This is a genomic window from Streptomyces sp. NPDC057682 (assembly GCF_042799575.1).
Classification (GTDB): domain Bacteria; phylum Actinomycetota; class Actinomycetes; order Streptomycetales; family Streptomycetaceae; genus Streptomyces.
Map to the genome: position 1 here is coordinate 96,315 of NZ_JBHVIN010000020.1, position 23,434 is coordinate 119,748.

Annotated in this window: 24 protein-coding genes; 16 read left to right on the plus strand and 8 right to left on the minus strand. The window is 72.9% G+C overall.

Annotation, left to right across the window (positions count from 1 at the left end):
• Positions 1–78: 78 nt before the first annotated feature.
• Positions 79–855: a class I SAM-dependent methyltransferase gene (locus tag ACFVDM_RS31325; RefSeq protein WP_383648261.1), complete on the minus strand. Its 777-nt coding sequence runs from the start codon at positions 853–855 to the stop codon at positions 79–81.
• A gap of 269 nt (positions 856–1,124) precedes the next feature.
• Between ACFVDM_RS31325 and mshA the strand changes: the two genes are divergently transcribed.
• The 3 genes from mshA to ACFVDM_RS31340 all read left to right on the plus strand — a co-directional run bounded on the left by mshA (position 1,125) and on the right by ACFVDM_RS31340 (position 4,167).
• Positions 1,125–2,489, plus strand: coding sequence for a D-inositol-3-phosphate glycosyltransferase (gene mshA, locus ACFVDM_RS31330; RefSeq protein ID WP_383648265.1), 1,365 nt, complete (start codon positions 1,125–1,127; stop codon positions 2,487–2,489).
• Between the two features lie 131 nt (positions 2,490–2,620).
• Positions 2,621–3,157, plus strand: a complete 537-nt coding sequence (locus ACFVDM_RS31335) for a YbjN domain-containing protein (protein ID WP_383648268.1) — start codon at positions 2,621–2,623, stop codon at positions 3,155–3,157.
• A 215-nt stretch (positions 3,158–3,372) separates the two neighbouring features.
• Positions 3,373–4,167: a hypothetical protein gene (locus ACFVDM_RS31340; protein ID WP_383648270.1), complete on the plus strand. Its 795-nt coding sequence runs from the start codon at positions 3,373–3,375 to the stop codon at positions 4,165–4,167.
• Positions 4,168–4,230: 63 nt separating this feature from the next.
• On the opposite strand, the gene ACFVDM_RS31345 is transcribed toward ACFVDM_RS31340, so the two are convergent.
• From ACFVDM_RS31345 to ACFVDM_RS31355, 3 genes are all read right to left on the minus strand, one after another.
• Positions 4,231–4,473 carry a hypothetical protein gene (locus ACFVDM_RS31345; RefSeq protein ID WP_359140358.1) on the minus strand — a complete coding sequence of 81 codons (243 nt, stop codon included), beginning with the start codon at positions 4,471–4,473 and terminating at the stop codon, positions 4,231–4,233.
• On the minus strand, positions 4,470–4,718 hold the full coding sequence (locus tag ACFVDM_RS31350; RefSeq protein ID WP_383648274.1) for a hypothetical protein: 249 nt from the start codon (positions 4,716–4,718) through the stop codon (positions 4,470–4,472). Before ACFVDM_RS31350 ends, ACFVDM_RS31345 begins: the two co-directional genes overlap by 4 nt.
• 131 nt (positions 4,719–4,849) lie before the next feature.
• Entirely contained in the window at positions 4,850–5,608 is a 759-nt protein-coding gene (locus tag ACFVDM_RS31355) for a phosphoglyceromutase (RefSeq protein ID WP_383648276.1), read from the minus strand.
• 238 nt (positions 5,609–5,846) lie between these two features.
• Here ACFVDM_RS31355 and ACFVDM_RS31360 point away from each other — a divergent pair, with 238 nt between their 5' ends.
• Complete coding sequence (locus tag ACFVDM_RS31360; RefSeq protein WP_383648279.1) at positions 5,847–7,142, plus strand: MDR family MFS transporter; 1,296 nt, start codon at positions 5,847–5,849, stop codon at positions 7,140–7,142.
• A gap of 29 nt (positions 7,143–7,171) precedes the next feature.
• Here ACFVDM_RS31360 and ACFVDM_RS31365 read toward each other — a convergent pair whose 3' ends face one another.
• Positions 7,172–7,321, minus strand: a complete 150-nt coding sequence (locus ACFVDM_RS31365; RefSeq protein ID WP_383648281.1) for a hypothetical protein — start codon at positions 7,319–7,321, stop codon at positions 7,172–7,174.
• A 192-nt stretch (positions 7,322–7,513) separates the two neighbouring features.
• Entirely contained in the window at positions 7,514–8,191 is a 678-nt protein-coding gene (gene phoU, locus ACFVDM_RS31370; RefSeq protein WP_383648284.1) for a phosphate signaling complex protein PhoU, read from the minus strand.
• Between the two features lie 210 nt (positions 8,192–8,401).
• On the opposite strand from phoU, the gene ACFVDM_RS31375 reads away from it, so the two are divergent.
• The gene (locus ACFVDM_RS31375; RefSeq protein ID WP_383648286.1) at positions 8,402–9,676 is read left to right on the plus strand and encodes a sensor histidine kinase; all 1,275 of its coding nucleotides are present in this window, start codon (positions 8,402–8,404) and stop codon (positions 9,674–9,676) included.
• Entirely contained in the window at positions 9,673–10,353 is a 681-nt protein-coding gene (locus ACFVDM_RS31380) for a response regulator (protein ID WP_383648289.1), read from the plus strand. Before ACFVDM_RS31375 ends, ACFVDM_RS31380 begins: the two co-directional genes overlap by 4 nt.
• 90 nt (positions 10,354–10,443) lie before the next feature.
• On the opposite strand, the gene ACFVDM_RS31385 is transcribed toward ACFVDM_RS31380, so the two are convergent.
• Positions 10,444–11,079 carry a DUF461 domain-containing protein gene (locus ACFVDM_RS31385; protein WP_383648292.1) on the minus strand — a complete coding sequence of 212 codons (636 nt, stop codon included), beginning with the start codon at positions 11,077–11,079 and terminating at the stop codon, positions 10,444–10,446.
• Positions 11,080–11,717: 638 nt separating this feature from the next.
• Here ACFVDM_RS31385 and ACFVDM_RS31390 point away from each other — a divergent pair.
• The 10 genes from ACFVDM_RS31390 to ACFVDM_RS31435 all read left to right on the plus strand — a co-directional run bounded on the left by ACFVDM_RS31390 (position 11,718) and on the right by ACFVDM_RS31435 (position 22,615).
• The gene (locus tag ACFVDM_RS31390) at positions 11,718–12,200 is read left to right on the plus strand and encodes a CarD family transcriptional regulator (RefSeq protein ID WP_006380568.1); all 483 of its coding nucleotides are present in this window, start codon (positions 11,718–11,720) and stop codon (positions 12,198–12,200) included.
• A gap of 355 nt (positions 12,201–12,555) precedes the next feature.
• Positions 12,556–13,302 carry a 2-C-methyl-D-erythritol 4-phosphate cytidylyltransferase gene (gene ispD, locus ACFVDM_RS31395; RefSeq protein WP_383648294.1) on the plus strand — a complete coding sequence of 249 codons (747 nt, stop codon included), beginning with the start codon at positions 12,556–12,558 and terminating at the stop codon, positions 13,300–13,302.
• Positions 13,292–13,801, plus strand: a complete 510-nt coding sequence (gene ispF, locus ACFVDM_RS31400; protein WP_383648297.1) for a 2-C-methyl-D-erythritol 2,4-cyclodiphosphate synthase — start codon at positions 13,292–13,294, stop codon at positions 13,799–13,801. The genes ispD and ispF overlap by 11 nt, the downstream gene beginning before the upstream one ends.
• Before the next feature lie 118 nt (positions 13,802–13,919).
• The gene (locus tag ACFVDM_RS31405) at positions 13,920–14,510 is read left to right on the plus strand and encodes a GNAT family N-acetyltransferase (RefSeq protein ID WP_383648299.1); all 591 of its coding nucleotides are present in this window, start codon (positions 13,920–13,922) and stop codon (positions 14,508–14,510) included.
• 27 nt (positions 14,511–14,537) lie between these two features.
• Entirely contained in the window at positions 14,538–16,055 is a 1,518-nt protein-coding gene (locus ACFVDM_RS31410) for an ABC transporter substrate-binding protein (protein WP_383648301.1), read from the plus strand.
• 4 nt (positions 16,056–16,059) lie between these two features.
• Positions 16,060–17,802 carry an ABC transporter permease subunit gene (locus ACFVDM_RS31415; protein WP_383648305.1) on the plus strand — a complete coding sequence of 581 codons (1,743 nt, stop codon included), beginning with the start codon at positions 16,060–16,062 and terminating at the stop codon, positions 17,800–17,802.
• Positions 17,803–17,842: 40 nt separating this feature from the next.
• Entirely contained in the window at positions 17,843–18,247 is a 405-nt protein-coding gene (locus ACFVDM_RS31420) for a PPOX class F420-dependent oxidoreductase (RefSeq protein WP_383648309.1), read from the plus strand.
• Positions 18,248–18,327: 80 nt separating this feature from the next.
• Positions 18,328–19,731, plus strand: coding sequence for a cysteine--tRNA ligase (gene cysS, locus ACFVDM_RS31425; RefSeq protein ID WP_383648313.1), 1,404 nt, complete (start codon positions 18,328–18,330; stop codon positions 19,729–19,731).
• Positions 19,732–19,811: 80 nt separating this feature from the next.
• Positions 19,812–20,768, plus strand: coding sequence for a 23S rRNA (guanosine(2251)-2'-O)-methyltransferase RlmB (rlmB, locus tag ACFVDM_RS31430; protein WP_383648317.1), 957 nt, complete (start codon positions 19,812–19,814; stop codon positions 20,766–20,768).
• Between the two features lie 182 nt (positions 20,769–20,950).
• Complete coding sequence (locus ACFVDM_RS31435; RefSeq protein ID WP_383648320.1) at positions 20,951–22,615, plus strand: DoxX family membrane protein; 1,665 nt, start codon at positions 20,951–20,953, stop codon at positions 22,613–22,615.
• A 90-nt stretch (positions 22,616–22,705) separates the two neighbouring features.
• Here the strand turns inward: ACFVDM_RS31435 and ACFVDM_RS31440 are convergent, their stop codons facing one another.
• A complete protein-coding gene (locus ACFVDM_RS31440) occupies positions 22,706–23,416 on the minus strand; it encodes an NDP-sugar synthase (protein ID WP_383648324.1) in 711 nt (236 codons plus the stop codon).
• Positions 23,417–23,434: the final 18 nt, after the last annotated feature.

Sequence of the window (23,434 nt, forward strand, 5' to 3'; positions counted from 1 at the left end):
CTGTTCTCCCGGCGTTGGTGCGCAGGTGGGCCGGGACCGGCGCCGACTGCCGGGCCGCAGGGGCGGCCGGGGCCGGCGTCAGCCGCCGGGTCGCAGGGCCTCCCAGGCCACGGTCACCTCGCCCTGGCGCCACCGCCGTTCGCCGTCCCTCAGCGGCCAGTCGGCGGCCAGCGCGCGGACGGCCGCGATCCAGCGCTGCCGGGCGCCGAGCGAGGCGTACGGGGCGGCCGCCGCCCAGGCCCGGTCGAAGTCGCGCAGGAAGGCGTGGACGGGTTCGCCCGGCACATTGCGGTGGATCAGCGCCTTGGGCAGCCGTTCCGCGAGGTCGGACGGGCGGCCGAGCGAACCGAGCCGGGTCGCGAACGTGACCGTACGGGGCCCCTCCGGGCCCAGCGCCACCCAGACGTGGCGGCGGCCGATCTCGTCGCAGGTCCCCTCCACCAGCAGCCCCTCCGGTGCCAGCCGCTCGCACAGCCGCCGCCAGACGGCGGCCACCTCGCCCTCGTCGTACTGGCGCAGCACGTTCGCCGCCCGGATCAGGACGGGCCGCTGCGGCAGCGGGATCTCGAAGCCGCCGTGGAGGAAGGCCAGCCCCTCGCGCTCGTACGGGCGGGCCGCCTCGACCCGCTCCGGGGAGATCTCGATGCCGACCACCCGGGTGCGCGGTTCGGCCGTCCGCAGCCGGGCCAGCAGTTCGACGGCGGTCCAGGGCGCCGCCCCGTAGCCGAGGTCGACCGCCACGGGGTCCTCGGCGCGGCGCAGGGCGGGGCCGTGCACGGCGGCGATCCAGCGGTCCATGCGGCGCAGCCGGTTCGGGTTGGTGGTCCCGCGCGTCGCGGTGCCGATCGGGCGCATGGCACAGAGCGTAACGATCCCGGCGGGTGGCGCGGCGCGCCGACCGGTCCTACAGGGGGTGGTGCGGGCCCCGGGGCGACGCGCCGAAAGTCTGGGGTAATGATTTGGCAAAGTGGAAATGAAAGGACGTGCTCCGCTGTTCGACACCTTCGAAGGGCGGCTGTGCCCCTGAGGCGGCATGCCGTGCGACGCAAGCAGATCCGTATGCCGGCGGAGCCGGAGCCGGTGCCCGTGCCGGTGCCCCGAGCGAGCGAGGAGGACCGGACGACGTGAGCCAGTACGTCTCCCGACTCGGCAGCGGCCGGGTCGCACCGCGTCTCAGGTTCCCCGCCGGTCTCACCGGTACGTTCACGGGCGGCCACCGCAGACCGCGCCGGATCGCGATGCTCTCCGTGCACACCTCCCCGCTGCACCAGCCGGGGACGGGCGACGCGGGCGGCATGAACGTCTACATCGTGGAGCTGGCCCGGCGGCTGGCCGCGATCAACATCGAGGTCGAGATCTTCACCCGCTCCACCACCGGCGCCCTGCCGCCGGCCGTCGAGCTGGCCCCCGGCGTCCTGGTGCGGCACGTGGACGCGGGGCCGTACGAGGGACTGGCCAAGGAGGAGCTGCCCGCCCAGCTCTGCGCCTTCACGCACGGCGTGATGCAGGCCTGGGCCGGCCAGCGACCCGGCTACTACGACCTGGTGCACTCGCACTACTGGCTCTCCGGCCACGTCGGCTGGCTCGCCGCGCAGCGCTGGGGCGTCCCGCTCGTCCACGCCATGCACACCATGGCCAAGGTCAAGAACGCCGCGCTCGCCGAGGGCGACACCCCCGAACCGGCCGCCCGGGTCATCGGCGAGACCCAGATCGTCAGCGCCGCCGACCGGCTGATCGCCAACACGGCCGAGGAGGCGGACGAGCTGGTCCGCTTCTACGACGCGGCGCCCGGCTCCGTCGCCGTCGTCCACCCCGGCGTCAACCTGGACCGTTTCCGCCCGGCCGACGGCCGCGCCGCCGCACGGGCCAGGCTGGGGCTGCCGCAGGACGCGCTGATCCCGCTCTTCGCGGGCCGCATCCAGCCGCTGAAGGCCCCGGACGTACTGCTGCGGGCCGTCGCGGTGCTGCTGGACCGGGACCCCTCGCTGCGGTCCCGGATGGTCGTGCCGGTCGTCGGCGGGCCCAGCGGCAGCGGTCTCGCCAAGCCGGAGGGGCTGCAGAAGCTGGCCGCGCGGCTGGGCATCGCCGATGTCGTGCGGTTCCACCCACCGGTCGGGCAGGACCAGCTCGCCGACTGGTTCCGGGCCGCGTCCGTGCTGGTCATGCCCTCGTACAGCGAGTCCTTCGGCCTGGTCGCCATCGAGGCCCAGGCAGCCGGTACCCCCGTCGTCGCCGCGGCCGTGGGCGGGCTGCCGGTCGCGGTGCGGGACGGAGCCAGCGGCTTCCTGATCCCGGGGCACGACCCCGAGGCGTACGCCCGCGCGCTCCAGCGCTTCGCCGCCGCGCCGGAGCTCGTCGACCGGATGGGCGCCGAGGCCGCCGCGCACGCCCAGCGCTTCGGCTGGGACACGGCCGCCGGGGCGACGGCGGACGTCTACACGGCGGCGATCCACGACCACCGCCGCCGGGTCCGCACCCACCACGGCTGAGCCCCCTTCCGGCGCACCTCGCCAGTGGCCCCCTTCCCGCGCACCCCACCCGTGCACCCCTTCCCGCGCACCCCACCCCCGCCCGCCGCTCCCGGCGGACGGGCGCGAGCCGGCTGACGTACGCTCGATCCATGGCTGACGCACCCGAGGAAGCGGCAACACCGCAGGTCGCCCACGCGACGCAGATCGCCCGGGTCATCGAGACGACACTCGCGGACGCCGGACTCGACTGGGAGAGCCCCGAGCCCGGCAGCTACGTAGTCCAGCTGCCCGGCACCCGCAAACTGGCCACCACCTGCTCGCTGCGCGTGGGCCGGCACTCGCTCTCCCTCAACGCGTTCGTCATCCGCCACCCCGACGAGAACGAGGCGGCCGTCCACCGCTGGCTTCTGGAGCACAACCTCCGCCTGTTCGGCGTGGGTTACGCGATCGACGCGCTCGGGGACATCTACCTCGCCGGCAGGCTGCCGCTCTCCGTCGTCACACCCGAGGAGCTGGACCGGCTGCTGGGGTCGGTGCTGGAGGCGGCGGACGGGGCCTTCAACTCCCTGCTGGAGATCGGTTTCGCGAGCGCGATCCGCAAGGAGTACGCCTGGCGGGTGTCGCGCGGCGAGTCCACGCGGAACCTGGACGCGTTCACGCATCTGATCCGGCGTCCGTCGGCCTGACCGGACGGAGCCCGGCGGTCCGATCCGGGGCGTCCCGAGACCGGCCTGGTGATCACGACGTCGTCACGATCACGCGTAATGCCCAGGTCAAGGGATTGCCAAACCACAGCCTGCTCATAGAGTTGGCCCACCCCCACGAAGTGCGAGGCCGCGCCGTTCCCGGCGCCGGCCGCCTTTGTGCTGGGCGGAACACACCGAGACCAGAAGGACGGGCCATGCGACCCACTGCCCTACGCCGTACCGCCGTTGCCGCCTCCGTGCTGTCGCTGGCCCTCCTCACCGCGGCCTGCGGCTCGGACGGCGGCGACAATAACAAGGAGAAGGACGCCGGCAAGGCGGGCTCCTCCGCCTCCGCCGCGCCCGCCGAGAAGCCCGCCGCCAAGGCGCTCACCGCGGCCGAACTGGAGAAGGCCTCGCTGGCCCAGGGCGACGTCGAGGGCCACAAGATCACCAAGGCCGGTCCGGCCGACGCCATCACCGGTGACAAGGTCACCACCGACAAGGCGGAGTGCGACGTGTTCGCCGACGCCCTGATGGGCGCCAAGGCCGGTACGCCGGCCGCGTCCACGCAGCGCAAGGTGATGAGCGAGCCCAAGAAGCCCGAGGGCAAGGAGAGCGAGGACCCGGCGGAGGCCTTCAAGGCGGCGTTCGACATCACGACGACGCTGGCCACGCTCGCCACGTACGACGGCACGGGCGCCGCCGACACCCTCACCGAACTGCGCACCGCCGCCACCTCCTGCGCCTCCGGCTTCTCGTTCACCGCCGCCGGCTCGAAGCAGAAGGTCCTCAAGATCGCCGAGGTGCCGGTCAAGGGCGCCGAGGAGGCCGTCGGCTGGACGGTCACGGTCCAGGCCGAGGGCGAGACCAGCGCGATGAAGCTCGTCGAGCTGCGTCAGGGCGGCACGATCGCCTCGCTGACCTCCCTCAACCTGGGCGCCTCCGGCGCGGGCGGCGACTTCGACCTGCCGACCGCCGTCATCGACGCCCAGGCGGCGAAGCTGACCTGATCCGGCGTCGGGCGGAGGGGCCCGGCCCGTCGGGCTGCGGTTTCCAGGGGCCCGGCCCCTCCGTCACGGCAGCGGTACCAACCGCACCACGGTGACGGTCAGGACCGAACCGGAGACGTAGTAGAGCACGATCGCCCCGGCGACCGTCGCCTCCCGGCGATCGTGCTCCCCCTTCACGGCGGACGAGCCGTGCCCGTACGGGTCGCGCCCCAGCGTGCGCACCATCTCGTCCCGGAAGGTGTCGCCGTCCCGCATCTTGGCCAGGGTGTCGTCGGCGGGCGGTGCGTAGGAGATCCGGAGACTCAAGCGACGCTCCGCCTCTCGGCCTCGTCCTGCGCCAGCCGGTCCAGGATCCGCTCGGCCTCCGGATCCGGCACCGCCTCCAGCATCCAGTGCCGCATCACGGCCTGGATCTCGTGCACCCCCGCCTCGTTGATGGCGCGGTCGAACTCCTCGCGTCTCGCCTCCGGCAGGGCGTCACGGATCGCCGGAATGCTGTTCGGCACCTCGACCTCGGCACCACCGACAAAGGTCTTGAGGGGTTCACCCATGACTGCTCTCCCCGCTTCTTCCCCGCTCTCTCCTTACCCCACGGTATCCGCCCCACCCCCACAACGCCGCGACCCCCGCCACGAGTTGCTCGCGACGGGGGCCGGGGTGCGGGACGCCCTGGGAGTGGGGGCTACTTCTTGCCCTGGTTCTTCACGGCCTCGATGGCGGCCTTCGCCGCGTCCGGGTCGAGGTAGGTGCCGCCGGGCTTCAGGGGGCGGAAGTTCTCGTCCAGCTCGTAGGCGAGCGGGATGCCCGTGGGGATGTTCAGGCCCGCGATGTCGGCGTCGGAGATGCCGTCGAGGTGCTTGACCAGGGCCCGGAGGCTATTGCCGTGGGCGGCGACGAGGACGGTCTTGCCGTCGAGGAGGTCGGGGACGATGCCGTCGTACCAGTACGGCAGCATGCGCGTGACGACGTCCTTCAGGCACTCCGTGCGCGGGCGCAGCTCCGGCGGGATCGTCGCGTAGCGCGGGTCGTCGCTCTGGGAGAACTCGGTGCCGTCCTCAAGGGCGGGCGGCGGGGTGTCGTACGAGCGGCGCCAGAGCATGAACTGCTCCTCGCCGAACTCGGCGAGGGTCTGGGCCTTGTCCTTGCCCTGGAGGGCGCCGTAGTGGCGCTCGTTCAGCCGCCAGGAGCGGTGGACGGGGATCCAGTGGCGGTCCGCGGACTCCAGCGCGAGCTGGGCGGTGCGGATGGCGCGCTTCTGGAGGGAGGTGTGCAGCACGTCGGGGAGCAGGCCGGCGTCCTTCAGCAGCTCACCGCCGCGGACCGCCTCCTTCTCGCCCTTCTCGGTGAGGTTGACGTCCACCCATCCGGTGAACAGGTTCTTCGCGTTCCACTCGCTCTCGCCGTGGCGGAGGAGGATCAGCTTGTACGGTGCGTCGGCCATGGTTCCGAGCGTAATCGAACCCGTACGAGCCGCGCGCGACCGGTCACAGGGCGGACACCGGGGGAGCGGGGGGAATGGGAGCGGGGGAGCGGCGGGCACGGCGCGCGGCGACGGATTGACGGGGGGCGTCAATTGAGTGGCCCGCGCCGACCGGGGCTTCGTAATGTTCGGCACGTCGGTGGGCCACTTACGACGTGCCGCCGCTCCTTCGCTCCGCACGTCCCTGGGGGGAACCCGTATGTCTGTCACCGGTCTCGGCCGGGCGGCCCGTGAAACCGTCTCCGGCCTCCCACGGGAGTTCTGGTGGCTGTGGACCAGCACGCTGGTCAACCGCCTCGGGGCGTTCGTCGCCACCTTCATGGCCCTCTATCTGACCCTGGACCGGGGCTACTCCGCCTCGTACGCGGGTCTCGTCGTGGCCCTGCACGGGCTCGGCGGCGTCGTCTCCTCGCTCGGGGCGGGGGTGATGACCGACCGGCTGGGCCGGCGGCCCACGATGCTCGCCGCGCAGACGGCGACCGCGGTCGCCGTGGCCGTGCTCGGCTTCATGACCCACCCGGCGGCCATCGCCGCCGTCGCCTTCCTCGTCGGCATGGCGAGCAACGCCTCGCGCCCGGCGGTGCAGGCGATGATCGCCGACATCGTCCCCGCGAAGGACCGGGTGCGGGCCTTCTCGCTCAACTACTGGGCGATCAACCTCGGCTTCGCCGTCTCCTCCGCCGGGGCCGGGTTCGTCGCCGAGTACAGCTATCTCGCGGGCTTCGTCGGCGAGGCGGCCATGACGCTGATCTGCGCCGTCGTCGTCTTCCTGAAGGTGCCCGAGTCCCGGCCCGAACGGGCGACGGCGACAGCGTCGGACGCCTCGGGGGCGCCGGCCGACGACGGCGTACGGCTGGGCGACGTGCTGCGCGACGGGCGGTTCATGGCCGTCGTCGGGCTGTCGTTCGTCATCGCGCTGATCTTCCAGCAGGGGTACGTGGGGCTGCCGGTGGCCATGGGGGCGGACGGCTTCAGCAGCTCTGACTTCGGGACGGCCGTCGCCGTCAACGGTGTGCTGATCGTGGTGCTCCAGATCCCCGTCACCCGGTTCATCCAGAGCCGCGACCCCCGCCGGCTGCTCGTCGTCTCGTCGCTGCTCGCCGGGTACGGATTCGGGCTGACGGCCTTCGCGGGCTCCGTCGGGATCTACGCGCTGACCATCTGCGTCTGGACCGTCGCCGAGATCGTGAACGCGCCCGTGCAGAACGGCCTGGTCGTCCAGCTCTCCCCGGCCCAGGGACGGGGCCGCTACCAGGGGATGTACACCCTGTCCTGGTCGGCCGCCGCGCTCGTCGCCCCGCTGATGTCCGGTGTGGTCATCGACCGCTTCGGCGCCCAGTGGCTGTGGGGGACCTGCGCCCTGCTGGGCACGGTCGCGGCGCTCGGCTACTGGCTGCTGATGCGGGGGCTGCCGGGGGAGGGTCCCGGGGAGCCCGAGACGGTGGTCACCGCTCCGCTCCCGGACCAGAAGCCCGCGGTGGAACGCGCCGCCTGAGGACCGCCGCCTTCGAGGACGGCCGTGCGTCAGCCGGAGCAGCCGCCGCACTGGCACGGCGCGCCGGACTGGCAGCCGCAGCCGCAGCCCGAGCCGCAGCCGCAGGCGCCGAGCACGGTGAGGTGCACCACCTCCGCGGGGGCCTCCTGCGGGGTTCCGGTCGTGGGGGAATCGGCCATGGTTCCTCCTCAAGGCGTACGAAAGGGCCGTACGCCCGAGCGGGGCCCACGACCGGGGCCGCACGACAACTCGTGCGTCCCCACCCCATTGCATGCCCACCCGGACGGGCGCATCAACGGCGCACACGCGCAGGAACACATGTGCGGATCCACACGCCTCGCGTGCGCCGTCCACGCCCGCTCACGTACGCCCTACGCGCCCTCCACCGGAGCCGCCTGCTGGATCTCGTCCGCGTGCTCGCCCGTCACCAGGTAGACGACGCGCTTGGCCACCGACACCGCGTGGTCCGCGAACCGCTCGTAGTAGCGGCCGAGCAGCGTCACGTCGACGGCCGTCTCGATGCCGTGCTTCCAGCGGTCGTCCATCAGGTGCTGGAAGAGCGTCCGGTGCAGCAGGTCCATCTCGTCGTCGTCCTGCTCCAGCTGGAGGGCCAGGTCGACGTCCTTGGTGATGATCACCTCGGCGGCCTTCGCCATCAGCCGCTGCGCGAGCTGCCCCATCTCCAGCAGGGTGGCGTGCAGGTCGTGCGGGACCGCGGACTGCGGGAAGCGCAGCCGGGCCAGCTTGGCGACGTGCTGGGCCAGATCGCCCGAGCGCTCCAGGTCGGCGCTCATCCGCAGCGAGGTGACGACGATCCGCAGATCCGTCGCCACCGGCTGCTGCCGGGCCAGCAGCGCGATCGCCCTGGCCTCCAGGTCGTGCTGGAGGTCGTCGACCTTCTGGTCGGCGGCGATCACCGACTCCGCGAGCTTCAGATCGGCGTCGAGCATGGCCGTCGTCGCCCGGCCGATCGCCGACCCGACGAGCCGGGCCATCTCGACCAGACCCTCGCCGATCGAGTCGAGTTCCTCGTGGTACGCGTCACGCATGGATGTCCCTCTCCAGTCCTCGGAAGCTGTCGTACGGCACAGCCGGGGCCAGCTCTGAACCCCACGGTGCCACCGTGACGGCCGTACGCGTCGGCTTCCGGCCGGTGAAGTGAACCGCCCCTTGCCCCTCGGTGAACTCTGGGCGACGAGTGTTCGGACAGGCACTCGGACGGCTGGGAGAGTGTCCGCGGTGCCGCATAACCTGGAGCCATGGACGTGAACGCGGCGGTCGCCGCAGCTGCAGCGATCGCCGGGGTGTGCACCGGCGTGATCGCCATGCTGGCGTTCCGCTGGAGCGAGCGCGACCAGAAACGGCCCACGCGTACGTCCCTGCGGCCCGACAGCAACGCCCCCCTGCCCCCCGGGGTCGACACGGTCCTGTCCGTGCTCAGTTCCTCCGCCGTCGTGCTCGACGAGAGCGACAGCGTCGTCAAGGCCAGCTCCGCCGCGTACGCGCTGGGACTGGTCAGGGGCGGGCGCCTGGCCGTCGAGCCGATGCTCAACATGGCCAGGGACACCCGCAGGGACGGGGAGATACGCCAGGTCGAGCTGGACCTGCCGCGGCGCGGCACCGGCCGGGGCGAGGCCCTCGCGGTGTCCGCCCGGGTCGCCCCGCTGGGCTCCCGGCTGGTCCTGCTGCTCGTCGAGGACCTCACCGAGGCCCGCCGCATCGAGGCCGTCCGCCGCGACTTCGTCGCCAACGTCAGCCATGAGCTCAAGACGCCGACCGGCGCCCTGTCCCTGCTCTCGGAGGCCGTGCTCGACGCCTCCGACGACCAGGAGGCGGTGGAGCACTTCGCCCGCCGCATGCAGATCGAGGCCACCCGGCTCACCAACCTCGTCCAGGAGCTGATCGACCTCTCCCGGGTGCAGAACGACGACCCGCTGGAGGACGCCGAGCCGGTCCGGGTGGACGAGCTGGTCGCCGAGGCCATCGACCGCTGCCGGCAGCAGGCCGGCTCCAAGCAGATCACCATGGCCGCCGGCGGCACCGCCGAGCTCCGGATATGGGGCAACCGCGGCCAGCTCGCCGCGGCCCTCGGCAATCTCGTCGAGAACGCCGTCAACTACAGCCCCGCCCGCACCCGCGTCGGCATCGCCGCCCGCCGCGTGGTCGTACCGGGCGGGGACGAGATCGAGATCGCCGTGACCGACCAGGGCATCGGCATCTCGGAGAAGGACCGCGAGCGGGTCTTCGAACGGTTCTACCGCGTCGACCCCGCCCGCTCCCGCGCCACCGGTGGCACCGGCCTCGGCCTCGCCATCGTCAAGCACGTGGCCGCCTCGCACGGCGGGGAGGTCACCGTGTGGAGCTCGGAGGGACAGGGCTCCACCTTCACCCTGCGGCTGCCCGAGGCGGGCTCCGTACGGGACCGGGACCGCACATCCGGCGGCCCGCTGATCGTCAACGGCGACGAGGCATCCCATCCGGACGCCGCACCCGACACTTTTGATTCATTCCCTGCCCCGGAGGCTCTTCCGTGACCCGAGTGCTTGTCGTCGAGGATGAGGAATCCTTCAGCGACGTCCTGTCCTACATGCTCCGCAAGGAAGGCTTCGAGGTCGCGATCGCGGCCACCGGGCCCGACGGCCTGGACGAGTTCGAGCGCAACGGCGCCGACCTCGTGCTCCTCGACCTGATGCTCCCCGGCCTGCCCGGCACGGAGGTCTGCCGGCAGCTGCGCAGCCGCTCCAACGTTCCGGTGATCATGGTCACCGCCAAGGACAGCGAGATCGACAAGGTCGTCGGCCTGGAGATAGGAGCCGACGACTACGTGACCAAGCCCTTCTCCTCGCGCGAGCTGGTCGCCCGCATCCGCGCGGTGCTGCGCCGCCGCGGGGAGCCGGAGGAGGTCACCCCGGCCGCCCTGGAGGCGGGCCCGGTCCGGATGGACGTGGACCGGCACGTGGTGACGGTCGGCGGCGGCAAGGTCGACCTGCCGCTGAAGGAGTTCGACCTGCTGGAGATGCTGCTGCGCAACGCGGGCCGGGTGCTGACCCGGATGCAGCTGATCGACCGGGTCTGGGGCGCCGACTACGTGGGCGACACCAAGACGCTCGACGTCCATGTGAAGCGGCTGCGCGCCAAGATCGAGCCGGACCCGGGCGCCCCGAGGTTCCTCGTCACCGTGCGCGGACTGGGGTACAAGTTCGAGCCGTAGACCGGTGGGACACCCGGAGCGGATACGACACGGCCGAGGCGCCTCCCGGTGGGGGAGGCGCCTCGGCCGTGTCGTGTGCGCGGGATCCGGTCAGCCGGGCTGCTGCGTGGTGGCCTCGCCGGCGCCCGGGGTGGCCGAGCCGCTGGGGCTGCCCGACGGGGAGGCGTCGGCGGACGCGGAGGCCTCGGGGGTCTTCTCCGGGAGCTTCGGCAGCGTGCTGGGGCCGAAGCCGGTGAAGTAGTTCTCCGCCGGGACGACGGTGACGCCCAGCGGGATGTCGCCGGTCTTGCTGAGCGAGAAGACGAGCGACTGCACGTTGCCGTTCTGCGTGGCCTCGTTGCCGTTCTCGATCACGGCGGAGGCGTTGCCCTTGCCGCCGATGATCAGCCGGCCGCCGGCCGGGACGACGACCGGACCCGAGCCCTCGGCGGCGTGCAGCTGGACCGTGCCGCTGCTGCCCTTGAGGGCGATGGCGTTCAGCGTCTCGTCCTGCGTGCCGCTGTTGAACAGCGTCGCGGAGACCACGGCGGGGCCGTTGGCGCCGCGCACGGGCTGCGTGATGACGTTGGCGTTCTGGATCTTGATGTCGCCGGACGAGGTGGCGGCGTTGTCCGGCCGGACCTTCAGGGTTTGCGCGTCGTTGCCCGCTCCACAGGCGGAGAGGCCGGCGATCGAGAACGCGAGGGCGGTGGCGGCGAGGACGCCGTGTCGAAGGCTGCGGCTCACGGCGGCGGCAACTCCTTGAACGAGCGGACGTACGGACGGAGGCGAGCGGTGTAAAGCCGCCCTAAGGGTGTGTCAGCGGCCAGGTTACCGAGCCGCCGTGAGCGCTCCGCACCCGACCCGCCCCTGTGCGTTCCGAGATCACCGGCCCCCTTACGGCCGTCGCCGCGCCCGAGATCATTCGCACGCCGTTCACAAAACGCGCGTGATCAATTCCGCCCGGCGCGGGGCCCGGGGTTGCGCCGCAGTTCAACGCGGTGTGACGCATTCATTGCGGATAAGCGGGGCCCGGCAAATCCGGCGGGTGTCCACGGCCGGGCGTTGATCAATTTCATTGGCCACCGGCACTTACCCCGTACGAGTGATCGATCTCCGAACGGCCTGCGGAATCTTCCGCTCCAGGAACCCGGCAAAACGGGACGTTCGGTCACTTCCGAGCGGCTTCCGGGGCGTGTAACGTGCGCGTTTCTCTGCGCCCGCACAGCCGCTCCGACCTGCGAATACCGCTTCGCGCGCCCCTTCCGCAGCACGTCCGTGTCTCAGTTGTCAAGCCCCGAGATATGCCCTGACCTGCGAAAACGCCATTCAGGAGAAGCTGTTCTCGTGTTACTCTTGATAGCCACGGAAGGGGTACCTGTCACATGACGTTCAAGGTTGGCGACACCGTGGTCTATCCCCATCACGGGGCCGCGCTGATCGAGGCTATCGAAACTCGCCAGATCAAAGGCGTGGACAAGACCTACTTGGTGCTCAAGGTCGCCCAGGGCGACTTGACGGTGCGTGTGCCGGCGGACAATGCCGAGTTCGTAGGCGTGCGCGACGTGGTCGGGCAGGAAGGGCTGGACCGGGTCTTCGAGGTGCTCCGCGCGCCGTACGCGGAGGAGCCGACGAACTGGTCCCGACGCTACAAGGCAAATCTCGAGAAGCTCGCGTCCGGCGATGTCATCAAGGTCGCGGAAGTGGTTCGCGACCTCTGGCGTCGTGAGCGCGAGCGCGGACTCTCCGCAGGTGAGAAGCGCATGCTCGCCAAGGCTCGGCAGATCCTGGTGAGTGAGCTCGCCCTCGCGGAGAACACCAACGAGGACAAGGCCGAGGCTCTGCTCGACGAGGTCCTCGCGTCCTGAACCGGATCGCACCGGTCGTAAATAATGTGCCGCGGTGCCCGCTGACCAGCCGTCTGTACGGCCTGTCGTCGGGCGCTGCGGCATGTCCGGAAGCGAAGAGTCCGGAGACGACGACTCCGGACGTGCCGACGCGTTGGCCTCGTCGGCGATCCCCCGGTACTTTGCTCGCGATCTTGTGAAGTCGACGACCCCGAAGCCGACGATCCGTCCGATCCCGAACGGCCGGTGCGGTGCCCGTCTCGCCCGGGGTCACGGAAAGGGTCCCGGTCGAGTCATGGCGCAGTGCCCGGCTCGCTTGTGGCCATACCCACGTCGGCTGTGAGGACAAACATGCCGAAGCCTCGGAGTGCTACCGATGTCTGAACAACCGCGTCCCTCCCGCACCGCCGCCGTGATTCCCGCGGCCGGCCGCGGCGTACGGCTCGGCCCCGGCGCCCCCAAGGCGCTCCGCGCGCTCGGCGGGACACCCATGCTGGTCCACGCCGTACGCGCGATGGCCGCCTCCCGCCATGTCTCCGTCGTCGTGGTCGTCGCCCCGCCGGACGGCGCCCCCGAGGTCCGCGCACTGCTCGACGAGCACGCGCTGCCCGAACGCACCGAATTCCTCGTGGTCCCCGGCGGCGCCACCCGCCAGGAATCCGTACGGCTCGGCCTGGACGCCCTGCCCGAGGACATCGGCACCGTCCTCGTCCACGACGCCGCCCGGCCCCTCGTCCCCGTCGACACCGTCGACGCGGTCGTCGAGGCCGTGCGCGACGGCGCGCCCGCCGTCGTCCCGGCCCTGCCGCTCGCCGACACCGTCAAGGAGGTCGAGCCCGGCGCCCCCGGCGCACCGGAGCCCGTGCTCGCCACCCCGGTCCGGGCCCGCCTGCGGGCCGTGCAGACCCCGCAGGGCTTCGACCGCGACACCCTGGCCCGCGCCCACGCACAGGTCGCGCTCAGCGGTGAGGGGGCCACCGACGACGCCGGCATGGTCGAACAGCTCGGCGCGCCCGTCGTGGTCGTCCCCGGCCACGAGGAGGCGTTCAAGGTGACCCGCCCCCTCGACCTCGTCCTCGCCGAGGCCGTACTCGCCCGCAGGAGGGCCCACGATGGCTTCTGATCCGTCCGCCGTCCCCGCGCCGGTGATCCCGCTGGTCGGCATCGGCACCGACATCCACGCCTTCGAGGAGGGCCGCGAGCTCTGGTGCGCCGGGCTGCGCTGGGACGGCGAGGGCCCCGGCCTGGCCGGGCACTCCGACGCCGACGTCGTCGCGCACGCCGCCTGCAACGCGCTGTTCTCCGCCGCCGGCCTCGGCGACCTGGGGCAGCACTTCGGCACCGGGCGCCCGGAGTGGTCCGGCGCCGCCGGTGTCACCCTGCTCACCGAGGCCGCCCGGATCGTCCGCGCCGAGGGCTTCGAGATCGGCAATGTCGCCGTCCAGGTCGTCGGCGTACGCCCCAAGATCGGCAAGCGGCGCGAGGAGGCGCAGAAGGTGCTCTCCACCGCCGTCGGCGCCCCCGTCTCGCTCTCCGCCGCCACCTCCGACGGCCTCGGCTTCACCGGGCGCGGCGAGGGCATCGCGGGGATCGCGACGGCCCTGGTCTACCGCACCGGCTGACCCCGGGCGCACCGGCCCGTCGTGGGCCGGTGCGCCCGCCCCCGTCCTTGTTGCACATCACTTGCACGTACGCTGATACGGCAAGGACGTGGTGCGCAAGGGGTGGTGGAAGTCCGGGATGAGTACGACGACGGCGGCGCCGGTACGGGCCGACGCGGACGGATACGTCCTGCGTACCGCCGGACCGGCCGACATCGACGGGGCGCGTGCCGTGATGCTCGACACCGTCTACCGCGATCTGCGGTCGGGATACGTGCCCCGCTGGCACGCCGACATCATCGACCCCGAGGCCGCCTATCTGCGCCCGGCGCGGTGCACGCTGCTGGTGGCCGAGCGGGCGGGCGAGATCGTGGCGACGGGCGCCGTGCGCGACCGGGGGCCGCAGGCGCCGCCCAATCCGCAGTGGGTCGCGGACCGTTTTCCCTCCGGCACCACCGCCCAGCTCTGCCGGATCTATGTCGCCCCGGAGCACCGCAGGCGCGGACTGGCCCGCCGCATGGTGCGCGAGCTGCTCGGCTTCGCGGCGCGGACCGGCGGCTACGAGGCCGTCTACCTGCACACCGACCCGGCCGTGCCCGGCGCCGAACCGTTCTGGCGGTCCCTGGCGATCGAGGTGTGCGACGAGCGCACGCTGCCGGGCGGCGGCCAGGGCATCGTCCACTTCGAGCTGCCGCTGCCCGGGGCCGGTGCACCCCTCCCGGTTAAATGACAATCGTTTTCATATAAGGTCGTTGCCATGCCCCCGCCCCGACGCTCCACGCTGCCGCTGATCCTCTCCGCCACCGCCCTGCTCGTCCCCCTCGCCACCGCCTGCTCCGGCGGCGCCTCCGACGGCAGGAGCGCGGACGGCGGGCAACGGCTCCGGGTCGTCATGGCCTTCCCGCCCGCCCAGGCGATGTCCCCCTACGGCGACGACGCCGTCACCCTCAGCCGCCTCGCGGTCGTCGAGGGCCTGACCACCCTCGGCCGCGACGGCACGGCCCGACCCGCCCTCGCCTCCTCCTGGAAGCGCGAGGACGCGAGGACATGGACGTTCACCCTGCGCCAGGCGGCCTTCCACGACGGCACGAAGGTCGACCCCGCCGCCGTCGTCCGGTCGCTGACCGCCGCCGAGAAGGCGTCGCCCAAGCCCCGCGTCCTGTCCGACACCGGCATCACCGCCACCGCCGAGGGCGCCGACACCGTACGGATCGCCACCGACGAGGCCGACCCCCTGCTGCCCCAGCGCCTCGCCAACCCCTCCCTCACGATCCTGTCCGCCGCCGCGTACACCGGCCGCACCGTCGACCCGGCCGGACACGCCACCGGCCCCTTCGTCCTGACCCGCGTCAAGGGCGCCGTCAGCGCCACCCTGGAACGCAACGACACCTACTGGGGCAACAAGGCCGAGGCCCCCGGCGTCGACGTCACCTTCGTCGCCGACGGCACCGCCCGCGCCAACGCCCTGCGCACCGGATCCGTCGACATCGCCGAGTACGTACCGGTCTCCCAGGCCTCCCTCCTCGGCGACCGCCTCGCCCACGGCTTCCCCTCCGCCCGCACCAACGGCCTCTCCCTCAACACCCGGCGCGGCGTCTTCGCCGACCCCGCGATGCGCGCCGCCGCCCGCGAGGCCATCGACTCCAAGGCCCTCGTCAAGGCCGTCCACGAAGGCCGCGCCGACACCGCGCGGGGCCTCCTCGGCCCCGGAGTGAGCTGGGCCGCCGAAGCGCGCACCGCCCCCACCGGCCGGACCGGGGCCGCCGACCGCGCCCGGGTGGCGCGGACGAAGCCGATCGTCCTCGCCACGTACACCAACCGGCCCGAACTCCCCGAGGCCGCCACCGTCGTCCAGCAGCAGCTCACCGCACGCGGCTTCACCGTCGAGCAGGTCGTCCGCGACTACGCCCAGCTGGAGGCCGACGCCCTCGCCGGGAAGTACGACGCCTTCATCCAGGCCCGCAACACCCTCCTGGACACCGCCGACCCCGCCTCCTACCTCGCCTCCGACTTCACCTGCGACGGCAGCTTCAACATCTCCCAGCTCTGCGACCCGCGCGTCGACGCCGCCGTGGACAAGGCCGCCGCCGCCACCGGCACCGACGCCCGCCACACCGCCGCGGCCGCCGCCGAGGCCGCCGTCCTCGGCACCGACGCACTCGTCCCGCTGCTCCACGAACGCTTCATCCAGGGCTACGACGACAGCCGCGTCCACGGCGTCGCCCTCGACCCCCTGGAACGCACCCTCGTCACCGCGGACACCCGCGTCGGATGACCGGGTGAAACACCTCACCGGCCGGACCGCCGCCCTCCTCGCGGTCCTCGCCGTCATCGGACTGCTGCCCCGGCTGACCCGGACCGACCCCGCCCGCACGATCCTGCACGCCCGCTACCCCGACCGGCCGCCCACCGCCGAGACCCTCGACGCCATCCGCGCCGAGACCGGACTCGACGGCGGCCCGCTCCACCTCCTCGGCGGATGGCTCGGCGGGCTCCTCCACGGCGACCTCGGCACCTCCTGGGTCTCCGGGCAGCCCGTCGCCCCCGACGCCCTGTCCGCCCTCGGCGTCTCCCTGACCCTCATGGGCGCCTCCCTCGCCGTCGCCCTCGCCGTGGCCGCCGCCCTCACCGCCCGCACCCTGCGGCGCGGCGCGCGGAACCGGACCGCCACGGGGGCCGGCACCGGCGCCGCCGTCCTCGCCGCCCTCCCCGAATTCCTGCTCGCCACGGTCCTCGCCGCCGTCCTCGCCGTACGGCTGGACTGGCTCCCCGCCCTCGGCTGGGGCACCCCCGAACAGGCCGTACTGCCCGCCCTCGCCATGGGCATCCCCGCAGGCGCCCTGCTCGGCCGGCTCCTGGACGACGCGCTGCCCGCCGCGTTCGCCGAACCCTGGGCCCGCGCCGCCACCGCGGCCGGACTCCCCGGACACCGCACCGCCCGCCACGCCCTGCGCCGCACCCTGCCCGGCCTGCTGCCCCAGCTCGGCCTGACCGTCGTCGGCCTCACCGGCGGAGCCGTCGCCGTCGAAACCCTCTACGCGATACCCGGCCTCGGCGGCACCGCACTCGCCGCCGCCCTCGCCCAGGACCTCCCCGTCCTCCAGTCCTGCGCCCTGCTCCTGCTCCTCCTCGGCACGGCCGCCGGACTCGCCACCCGCCTCACGGCCCGCACCCTGCTCGGCCCCGCCCTCCACGACGGCGCCCTGCCCGCCCTCGTCCCGCCCGCCCCCCGCGGCCGCCGGTCCCTCGTCGCGGGCGCCCTCCTCCTCGCCGCCCTCCTCACCGCCGTCACCCTCGCCGGACTGCTCCGCGACCCGCTCCACATCGACGCCGCCGCCCGCCTCGCCGGCCCCTCCACCGCCCACCCCCTCGGCACCGACTCCCTCGGACGCGACCTCCTCGCCCGCCTCGGGCACGGCACCGCCCGCACCGTCCTGACCGCCGTCGCCGTGTCCGGCGCCACCCTGCTGCTCGGCCTCGCCCTCGGCGCCGCCGGGGCCGGCGCGCTCACCGAGACCGCCAACGCCCTGCCCGCGATCCTCACCGGCCTCCTCGTCGCCGGCCTCGCCGGCCCCGGCCCCTGGAGCGCGGCCGCCGCCGTCACCGCCGTCGCCTGGGCACCCCTGGCCGCCCACACCGCCGCCCTCTGCGCCCAGGAACGCGCCGCCCCGCACCTCACCGCCGCCCGCGCCCTCGGCGCCGGACGCCTCCACCTGTTGCGCCGCCACCTCCTGCCCGGCGTGCTGCCCCCCGTCGCCCGCCACGCCGTCCTGCGCGTCCCCGCCGTCGCCCTGGCCCTCGCCTCCCTCGGCTTCCTCGGCCTCGGCACCGAGCCCCCCGCACCCGAATGGGGGCGCATGCTCGCCGAGAACCTCCCCTACGCCGAACGCGCCCCCTGGTCCGTCCTCGCCCCCGCCGCCGCCCTCGCCGCCCTCGGCGCCCTGGCCGCCCTCACCACGGCGGCGGTCCGCGCCCGCCGCACCCGGACACGACGCCAGGACGGGAGCGCCCCGGTGGGATAGACGTAGAAGGAACGACGACCCGACCGGAAGGACGCACGCCATGACCGCCGCACTCTCCGAAGAGCTCAAGGCCCTGCTCGACTCCCCGGTCTTCGTCACCGTGGCGACCATCCAGCCCGACGGCAGCCCCCAGGTCTCCCCCGTCTGGGTCAAGCGCGACGGCGAACACGTCCTCATCTCCACCACCACCGGCCGCCGCAAGGAACGCAACCTCGCCCGCGACCCCCGCGTCTCCGTCGTCGTCCAGCCCTTCGACGCCCCGTACACGTACGCCGAGATCCGCGGCACCGCCACCCTCACCACCGAGGGCGGCCAGGCGCTCATCGACGAGCTCTCCCTGAAGTACACCGGCAAGCCCTACGCCGAGTTCAACCCCTCGGCCGACGACGACGCCCCCCGCGTCGTCGTCCGGATCACCCCGCGCAAGGTCGTCGGACGCGTCTGAACCGCGCACCTCGCACCAACAGGCCCCGCATTCCCCCAACGGGTCGCGGGGCACTGGTGCGCGCCCACTACCCTTGAGGCGTGACTATTCGCCTGTACGACACCAGCGCCCGGCAGATCCGTGACTTCGTCCCGCTCACAGCGGGCTGTGTCTCGATCTACCTCTGTGGCGCCACTGTCCAGGCCGCCCCGCACATCGGGCACATCAGGTCCGGACTGAACTTCGACATCATGCGCCGCTGGTTCGCCCACCGCGGCTACGACGTGACGTTCGTCCGGAACGTCACCGACATCGACGACAAGATCATCACGAAGTCCGCCGAACAGGGACGGCCCTGGTGGGCCATCGGCTACGAGAACGAGCGCGCCTTCAACGACGGCTACGCCGCCCTCGGCTGCCTGCCGCCCACCTACGAGCCCCGCGCCACCGGGCACGTCCCCGAGATGATCGAGATGATGCGCGGCCTCATCGAGCGGGGCCACGCCTACGCCGCCGACGGCAACGTCTACTTCGACGTCCGCTCGTTCCCCGGCTACCTCGAACTCTCCAACCAGGACCTGGACGACCTGCGCCAGCCCTCCGGCGACAACGAGACCGGCAAGCGCGACCCGCGCGACTTCGCCATGTGGAAGGCGTCCAAGCCCGGCGAGCCCAGCTGGGAGACCCCCTGGGGCCGCGGCCGCCCCGGCTGGCACCTCGAATGCTCCGCCATGGCGCACAAGTACCTCGGCACCGCCTTCGACATCCACGGCGGCGGCATCGACCTGATCTTCCCCCACCACGAGAACGAGATCGCCCAGGCCAAGGCCTACGGCGACGACTTCGCGCGGTACTGGGTGCACAACGGCTGGGTCACCATGTCCGGCGAGAAGATGTCGAAGTCCCTCGGCAACTCCGTCCTCGTCAGCGAGATGGTCAAGGCCTGGCGCCCCATCGTGCTGCGCTACTACCTCGGCACCCCGCACTACCGGTCCATGATCGAGTACAGCGAGGAGGCCCTGCGCGAGGCCGAGTCCGCCTTCGCCCGCATCGAGGGCTTCGTCCAGCGCGTCACCGAGAAGGCCGGCGAGACCGTCGCCCCCGCCGCCGAGGTGCCGCCCGCCTTCGCCGAGGCCATGGACGACGACCTGGGCGTCCCCCAGGCCCTCGCGATCGTCCACACCACCGTCCGCCAGGGCAACTCCGCCCTCGCCGCCGACGACAAGGAAGCCGCCGTCGCCCGCCTCGCCGAGGTCCGCGCCATGCTCGGCGTCCTCGGCCTCGACCCGCTCGACGAGCACTGGGCCGGCGAGAACGACCGCGGCGACGACCTCCACGGCGTCGTCGACACCCTCGTACGCCTCGTCCTCGACCAGCGCCAGGCAGCCCGCGACCGCAAGGACTGGCCCGCCGCCGACGCCATCCGCGACGAGCTCAACCAGTCCGGACTCGTCATCGAGGACAGCCCCTCCGGACCGCGGTGGACCCTGGGCCCGCGCCCGTAGCGCCCCGAGTGCCGCCCGGCCCGCCGGGCGGCACACTTTCACTTACACGTACGCACGACGAAGCAAGAAACAGGTAGGTCATGGCCGGGAACAGCCAGCGCAGGAACCGCCGCACGTCCAACAAGAAGGGCGCGACGACCGGCAGCGGTGGCCAGCGACGCCGTGGCCTCGAAGGCAAGGGCCCCACCCCGCCCGCCGAAGCCCGCAAGAAGCACAAGAAGAACCGCATCGCCACCGCCAAGGCCAAGCAGGCCGCCAACCGCCGCCCCGCCCCCCGCCGCGGCGGCGTCAAGGGCACCTCCGAAATGGTCGTCGGCCGCAACCCCGTCTACGAGGCCCTGCGCGACGGCGTGCCCGCCACCACCCTGTACGTCCAGCAGTACATCGACAACGACGAGCGCGTCCGCGAAGCCCTCCAGCTCGCCGGCGAACGCGGCAACATCAACCTGATGGAAGCCCCGCGCCCCGAGCTCGACCGCATGACCGGCGGCCTCAACCACCAGGGCCTCGTCCTCCAGGTCCCGCCCTACGAGTACGCCGACCCGCAGGACCTCCTCGAAGGCGCCTACGACAACGGCGAGGAACCCCTCGTCGTCGCCCTCGACGGCGTCACCGACCCGCGCAACCTCGGCGCCATCGTCCGCTCCGTCTCCGCCTTCGGCGGCCACGGCGTCGTCGTCCCCGAGCGCCGCGCCGCCGGCATGACCGCCGGAGCCTGGAAGTCCTCCGCCGGCACCGCCGCCCGCACCCCCGTCTCCCGCGTCACCAACCTCACCCGCGCCCTGGAGGCGTACAAGAAGGAAGGCATCGCCGTCGTCGGACTCGCCGCCGACGGCGAGCACACCGTCGAGGACCTCGAAGCCCTCGACGGCCCCGTCTGCATCGTCATCGGCAGCGAGGGCAAGGGCCTCGGCCGCCTCGTCGGCGAGACCTGCGACTACCGGGTCCGCATCTCCATGCCCGGCGGCGCCGAATCCCTGAACGCCGGCGTCGCCGCCGGCATCGTCCTCTACGAGGTCGCCCGCCGCCGCGCCTGACCACCCGCACGGGCGTCGGCCGACCGGAGCACCACCCCCACCGGCCGACGCCCCCGCACGCCCCCCACAGGGGCGCACTCCGGCACCCGCGCGCCCCGGCACACCCCGCCACCCCCTGTTGACGGGTCTCGGACACTTCGGGCCCGTCAAGGCAGTGTCCTAAACACACATCACTCGGTTAGATGAGTGTGGACACCAGAACGCCTCGGTTCGACGAACAACCCGCCCTGAGCATGGCCAAGGTGGACTGCGACCCCGCGCAGGTCATCGTCAACCACGCCAGCTTCCGGGTGCAGCTCGCCCCCGGCCAGCGCACCCGGCTGCGCGGCGTGGGCCCCGCCGTCGCGCCCAGGATCCCCGCCATGAGCGGCGCCGGAACAGCCCGCGGCCGACGCGCCCCCGTCGTCTGGAGCGGCAAGTCCGCCCCCGGCGACCCCGGCGCCACCGGACTCCTCCAAGCCGTACGCAACTCCACCGCCGGCCACCCCACCACCGGCTACGACCCGTACGAGCCCTACGCCCCGTACGCGTACGACAGCGGCCCCGGCCACCTCTCCCCCCGCGACACGCTCCTGGAGGAGACCCAGCCCAACCCCGTCGTCACCGCACCCCCGCCCCGCACCGGCGGCCCCCTGCTGCCGCCCATGCGCCAGGCCGTCGGCGCCTACGACCCGGTCGAGCCCGGACCGTACGACCCGCACGCCCCCCGCGACGCGTACGACGACCCCTACGACGACCCGGCCACCGACCTCACCGACGACCACGAGGACACCCGCGACCGCCGCGCCGACGACGTCCGGCACGCCTACTACCCCGGCCGCCGCATGAACCTCGGCGTCGTCCTGCTGCCGATGCGCGTCTTCCTCGGCTTCATCTCCATCTACGCCGGCATGGGCAAACTCTGCGACCCCGTCTACTTCGACGGCGGCGAACGCGGCTCCATGGTCAAGTGGCTCAACTCGCTCCACCCCTGGGCCCTCGCCGAACCCCTGCGCGAATTCGCCCTCGCCCACCCCGTCGGCGCCGGACTCAGCATCGCCTTCCTCCAGGTCGTCGTCGGCGTCCTCACCGTCCTCGGCCTCTGGCAGCGCGTCGCCGCCACCATCGGAGCCCTGCTGTCCGCAGCCCTCCTCGTCACCGTCAGCTGGCGCACCGTCGCCGCCTACGACGCGCCCGACATCATCTACCTCGCTGCCTGGAGCCCGCTGATCATCGCCGGCGCCCCCGTCTACTCCATCGACGGACGCCTCGCCGGAGAAGCCTGGCGCAAGCTCGGACCCCGCTCCGAGATCTGGGAGCTGCGCCGCCGCGTCCTGCGCCGCGGCGCCGTCGTCGCCTCCGTCGTCGTCGGCCTCACCCTCCTCATCGGCTCCATGCTCGGCGGCGCCGTCCGCTCCACCGAGGTCGTCACCGTCCCCGGACCCAACGGCGTCCCCACCAACCAGCTCCCCGGCTCCCCCCTCCCCGAGAAGTCCCACCGCGGCAAGGCCTCCCACACCCCCGCAGGCCAGCGCCCCACCCCCTCCCGCAGCACCGCCCCGCAGACCCCGACCGCGGACGCCTCCACCCCCGCGACCGGCGGCAGCCGCCAGACCGCCGGGGCCGGCACGGGAACGAGCGCCGGACAGCCCAGCCAGACCCAGGGCACCGGCCAGACCACCCCGCAGCAGTCCACGCCCCAGCAGCCCCCGTCCACCAGCTCCGGCCCCAGCTCCTCCGGGCCCACCGGCAGCGCCGGAGGCGCAGGCAGCGGCGGCTCCGACCCGGGCAGCGGCTCCTCGGGCGGCTCCTCCGACGGCGGCGGCAGCAGCGGTGGCCGCAACCCCATCGGCGGCCTCCTCGGCTGACGAGCCCCGCACCGCACGACACGAAGGGGGCGGGCACCGGATCCCATCCGGCGCCCGCCCCCTTCCTTCTGCCGTACGGCGCGAGGCCGCCTACTGCCCGTTCAGCTCCTTCGCCGCCTCGGTCAGATCCTTCGCGGTGTCGATGGCCCGCCAGTACGCCCCGTGCGGCAACGGGAACCCGGCCAGACTGCGCTCACGCGCCAACCGGGGAAACGTCGTCCGCTCATGGTCGCCCCGGTCCGGCAGCAGCCCCGTGAACGCCGGCGAGAACACGTACACCCCGGCATTGATCAGATACGGCGAGGGCGGCGCCTCGATGAAGTCCGTGATGTGCCCGAAGGCATCCGTCTCGACGGCACCCCACGGAATACGCGGCCGGGCCAGCGCCAGGGTCGCCGTCGCATCGCGCTCCGCATGGAACGCGGCCATCTCGCGCAGGGAGAAACGGGTCCAGATGTCACCGTTCGTCGCGTACCACGGCTGCCCCGGATCCGGCAGCCGGGCCGCCGCGTACTTCAACCCGCCACCACGCCCCAGCGGCTCGGTCTCCACCACCGTCGTCACCCGCAGCGGCAGCACCGCCTCGGCGAGCCACTCCTGGAGCACCTCGGCGAGATGCCCGCACGACACCACGGCATCGGTCACGCCCTCGGAAGCCAGCCAGGAAAGCTGATGGCCGATGATCGGCGTCCCGGTACCCGGGATCTCGACCATCGGCTTGGGGCGGTCATCGGTATACGGGCGCAGCCGTGACCCCTGGCCACCCGCCAGGATCACGGCCTGCGTCGGAAACGTATGCATGCCAGGCACGATATGCGG

Excerpts from the sequence above, each read along its gene's own strand:
- ispF (WP_383648297.1), top strand. The coding sequence starts at position 13,292 with ATGGCTTCTGATCCGTCCGCCGTCCCCGCGCCGGTGATCCCGCTGGTC.
- ACFVDM_RS31350 (WP_383648274.1), bottom strand. The coding sequence starts at position 4,718 with ATGGGTGAACCCCTCAAGACCTTTGTCGGTGGTGCCGAGGTCGAGGTG.
- ACFVDM_RS31405 (WP_383648299.1), top strand. The coding sequence starts at position 13,920 with ATGAGTACGACGACGGCGGCGCCGGTACGGGCCGACGCGGACGGATAC.
- ACFVDM_RS31340 (WP_383648270.1), top strand. The coding sequence starts at position 3,373 with ATGCGACCCACTGCCCTACGCCGTACCGCCGTTGCCGCCTCCGTGCTG.
- ispD (WP_383648294.1), top strand. The coding sequence starts at position 12,556 with ATGTCTGAACAACCGCGTCCCTCCCGCACCGCCGCCGTGATTCCCGCG.
- ACFVDM_RS31390 (WP_006380568.1), top strand. The coding sequence starts at position 11,718 with ATGACGTTCAAGGTTGGCGACACCGTGGTCTATCCCCATCACGGGGCC.
- ACFVDM_RS31365 (WP_383648281.1), bottom strand. The coding sequence starts at position 7,321 with ATGGCCGATTCCCCCACGACCGGAACCCCGCAGGAGGCCCCCGCGGAG.
- ACFVDM_RS31335 (WP_383648268.1), top strand. The coding sequence starts at position 2,621 with ATGGCTGACGCACCCGAGGAAGCGGCAACACCGCAGGTCGCCCACGCG.
- ACFVDM_RS31355 (WP_383648276.1), bottom strand. The coding sequence starts at position 5,608 with ATGGCCGACGCACCGTACAAGCTGATCCTCCTCCGCCACGGCGAGAGC.
- ACFVDM_RS31375 (WP_383648286.1), top strand. The coding sequence starts at position 8,402 with ATGGACGTGAACGCGGCGGTCGCCGCAGCTGCAGCGATCGCCGGGGTG.
- ACFVDM_RS31360 (WP_383648279.1), top strand. The coding sequence starts at position 5,847 with ATGTCTGTCACCGGTCTCGGCCGGGCGGCCCGTGAAACCGTCTCCGGC.
- ACFVDM_RS31410 (WP_383648301.1), top strand. The coding sequence starts at position 14,538 with ATGCCCCCGCCCCGACGCTCCACGCTGCCGCTGATCCTCTCCGCCACC.
- ACFVDM_RS31435 (WP_383648320.1), top strand. The coding sequence starts at position 20,951 with ATGAGTGTGGACACCAGAACGCCTCGGTTCGACGAACAACCCGCCCTG.
- ACFVDM_RS31440 (WP_383648324.1), bottom strand. The coding sequence starts at position 23,416 with ATGCATACGTTTCCGACGCAGGCCGTGATCCTGGCGGGTGGCCAGGGG.
- ACFVDM_RS31325 (WP_383648261.1), bottom strand. The coding sequence starts at position 855 with ATGCGCCCGATCGGCACCGCGACGCGCGGGACCACCAACCCGAACCGG.
- phoU (WP_383648284.1), bottom strand. The coding sequence starts at position 8,191 with ATGCGTGACGCGTACCACGAGGAACTCGACTCGATCGGCGAGGGTCTG.
- rlmB (WP_383648317.1), top strand. The coding sequence starts at position 19,812 with ATGGCCGGGAACAGCCAGCGCAGGAACCGCCGCACGTCCAACAAGAAG.
- ACFVDM_RS31420 (WP_383648309.1), top strand. The coding sequence starts at position 17,843 with ATGACCGCCGCACTCTCCGAAGAGCTCAAGGCCCTGCTCGACTCCCCG.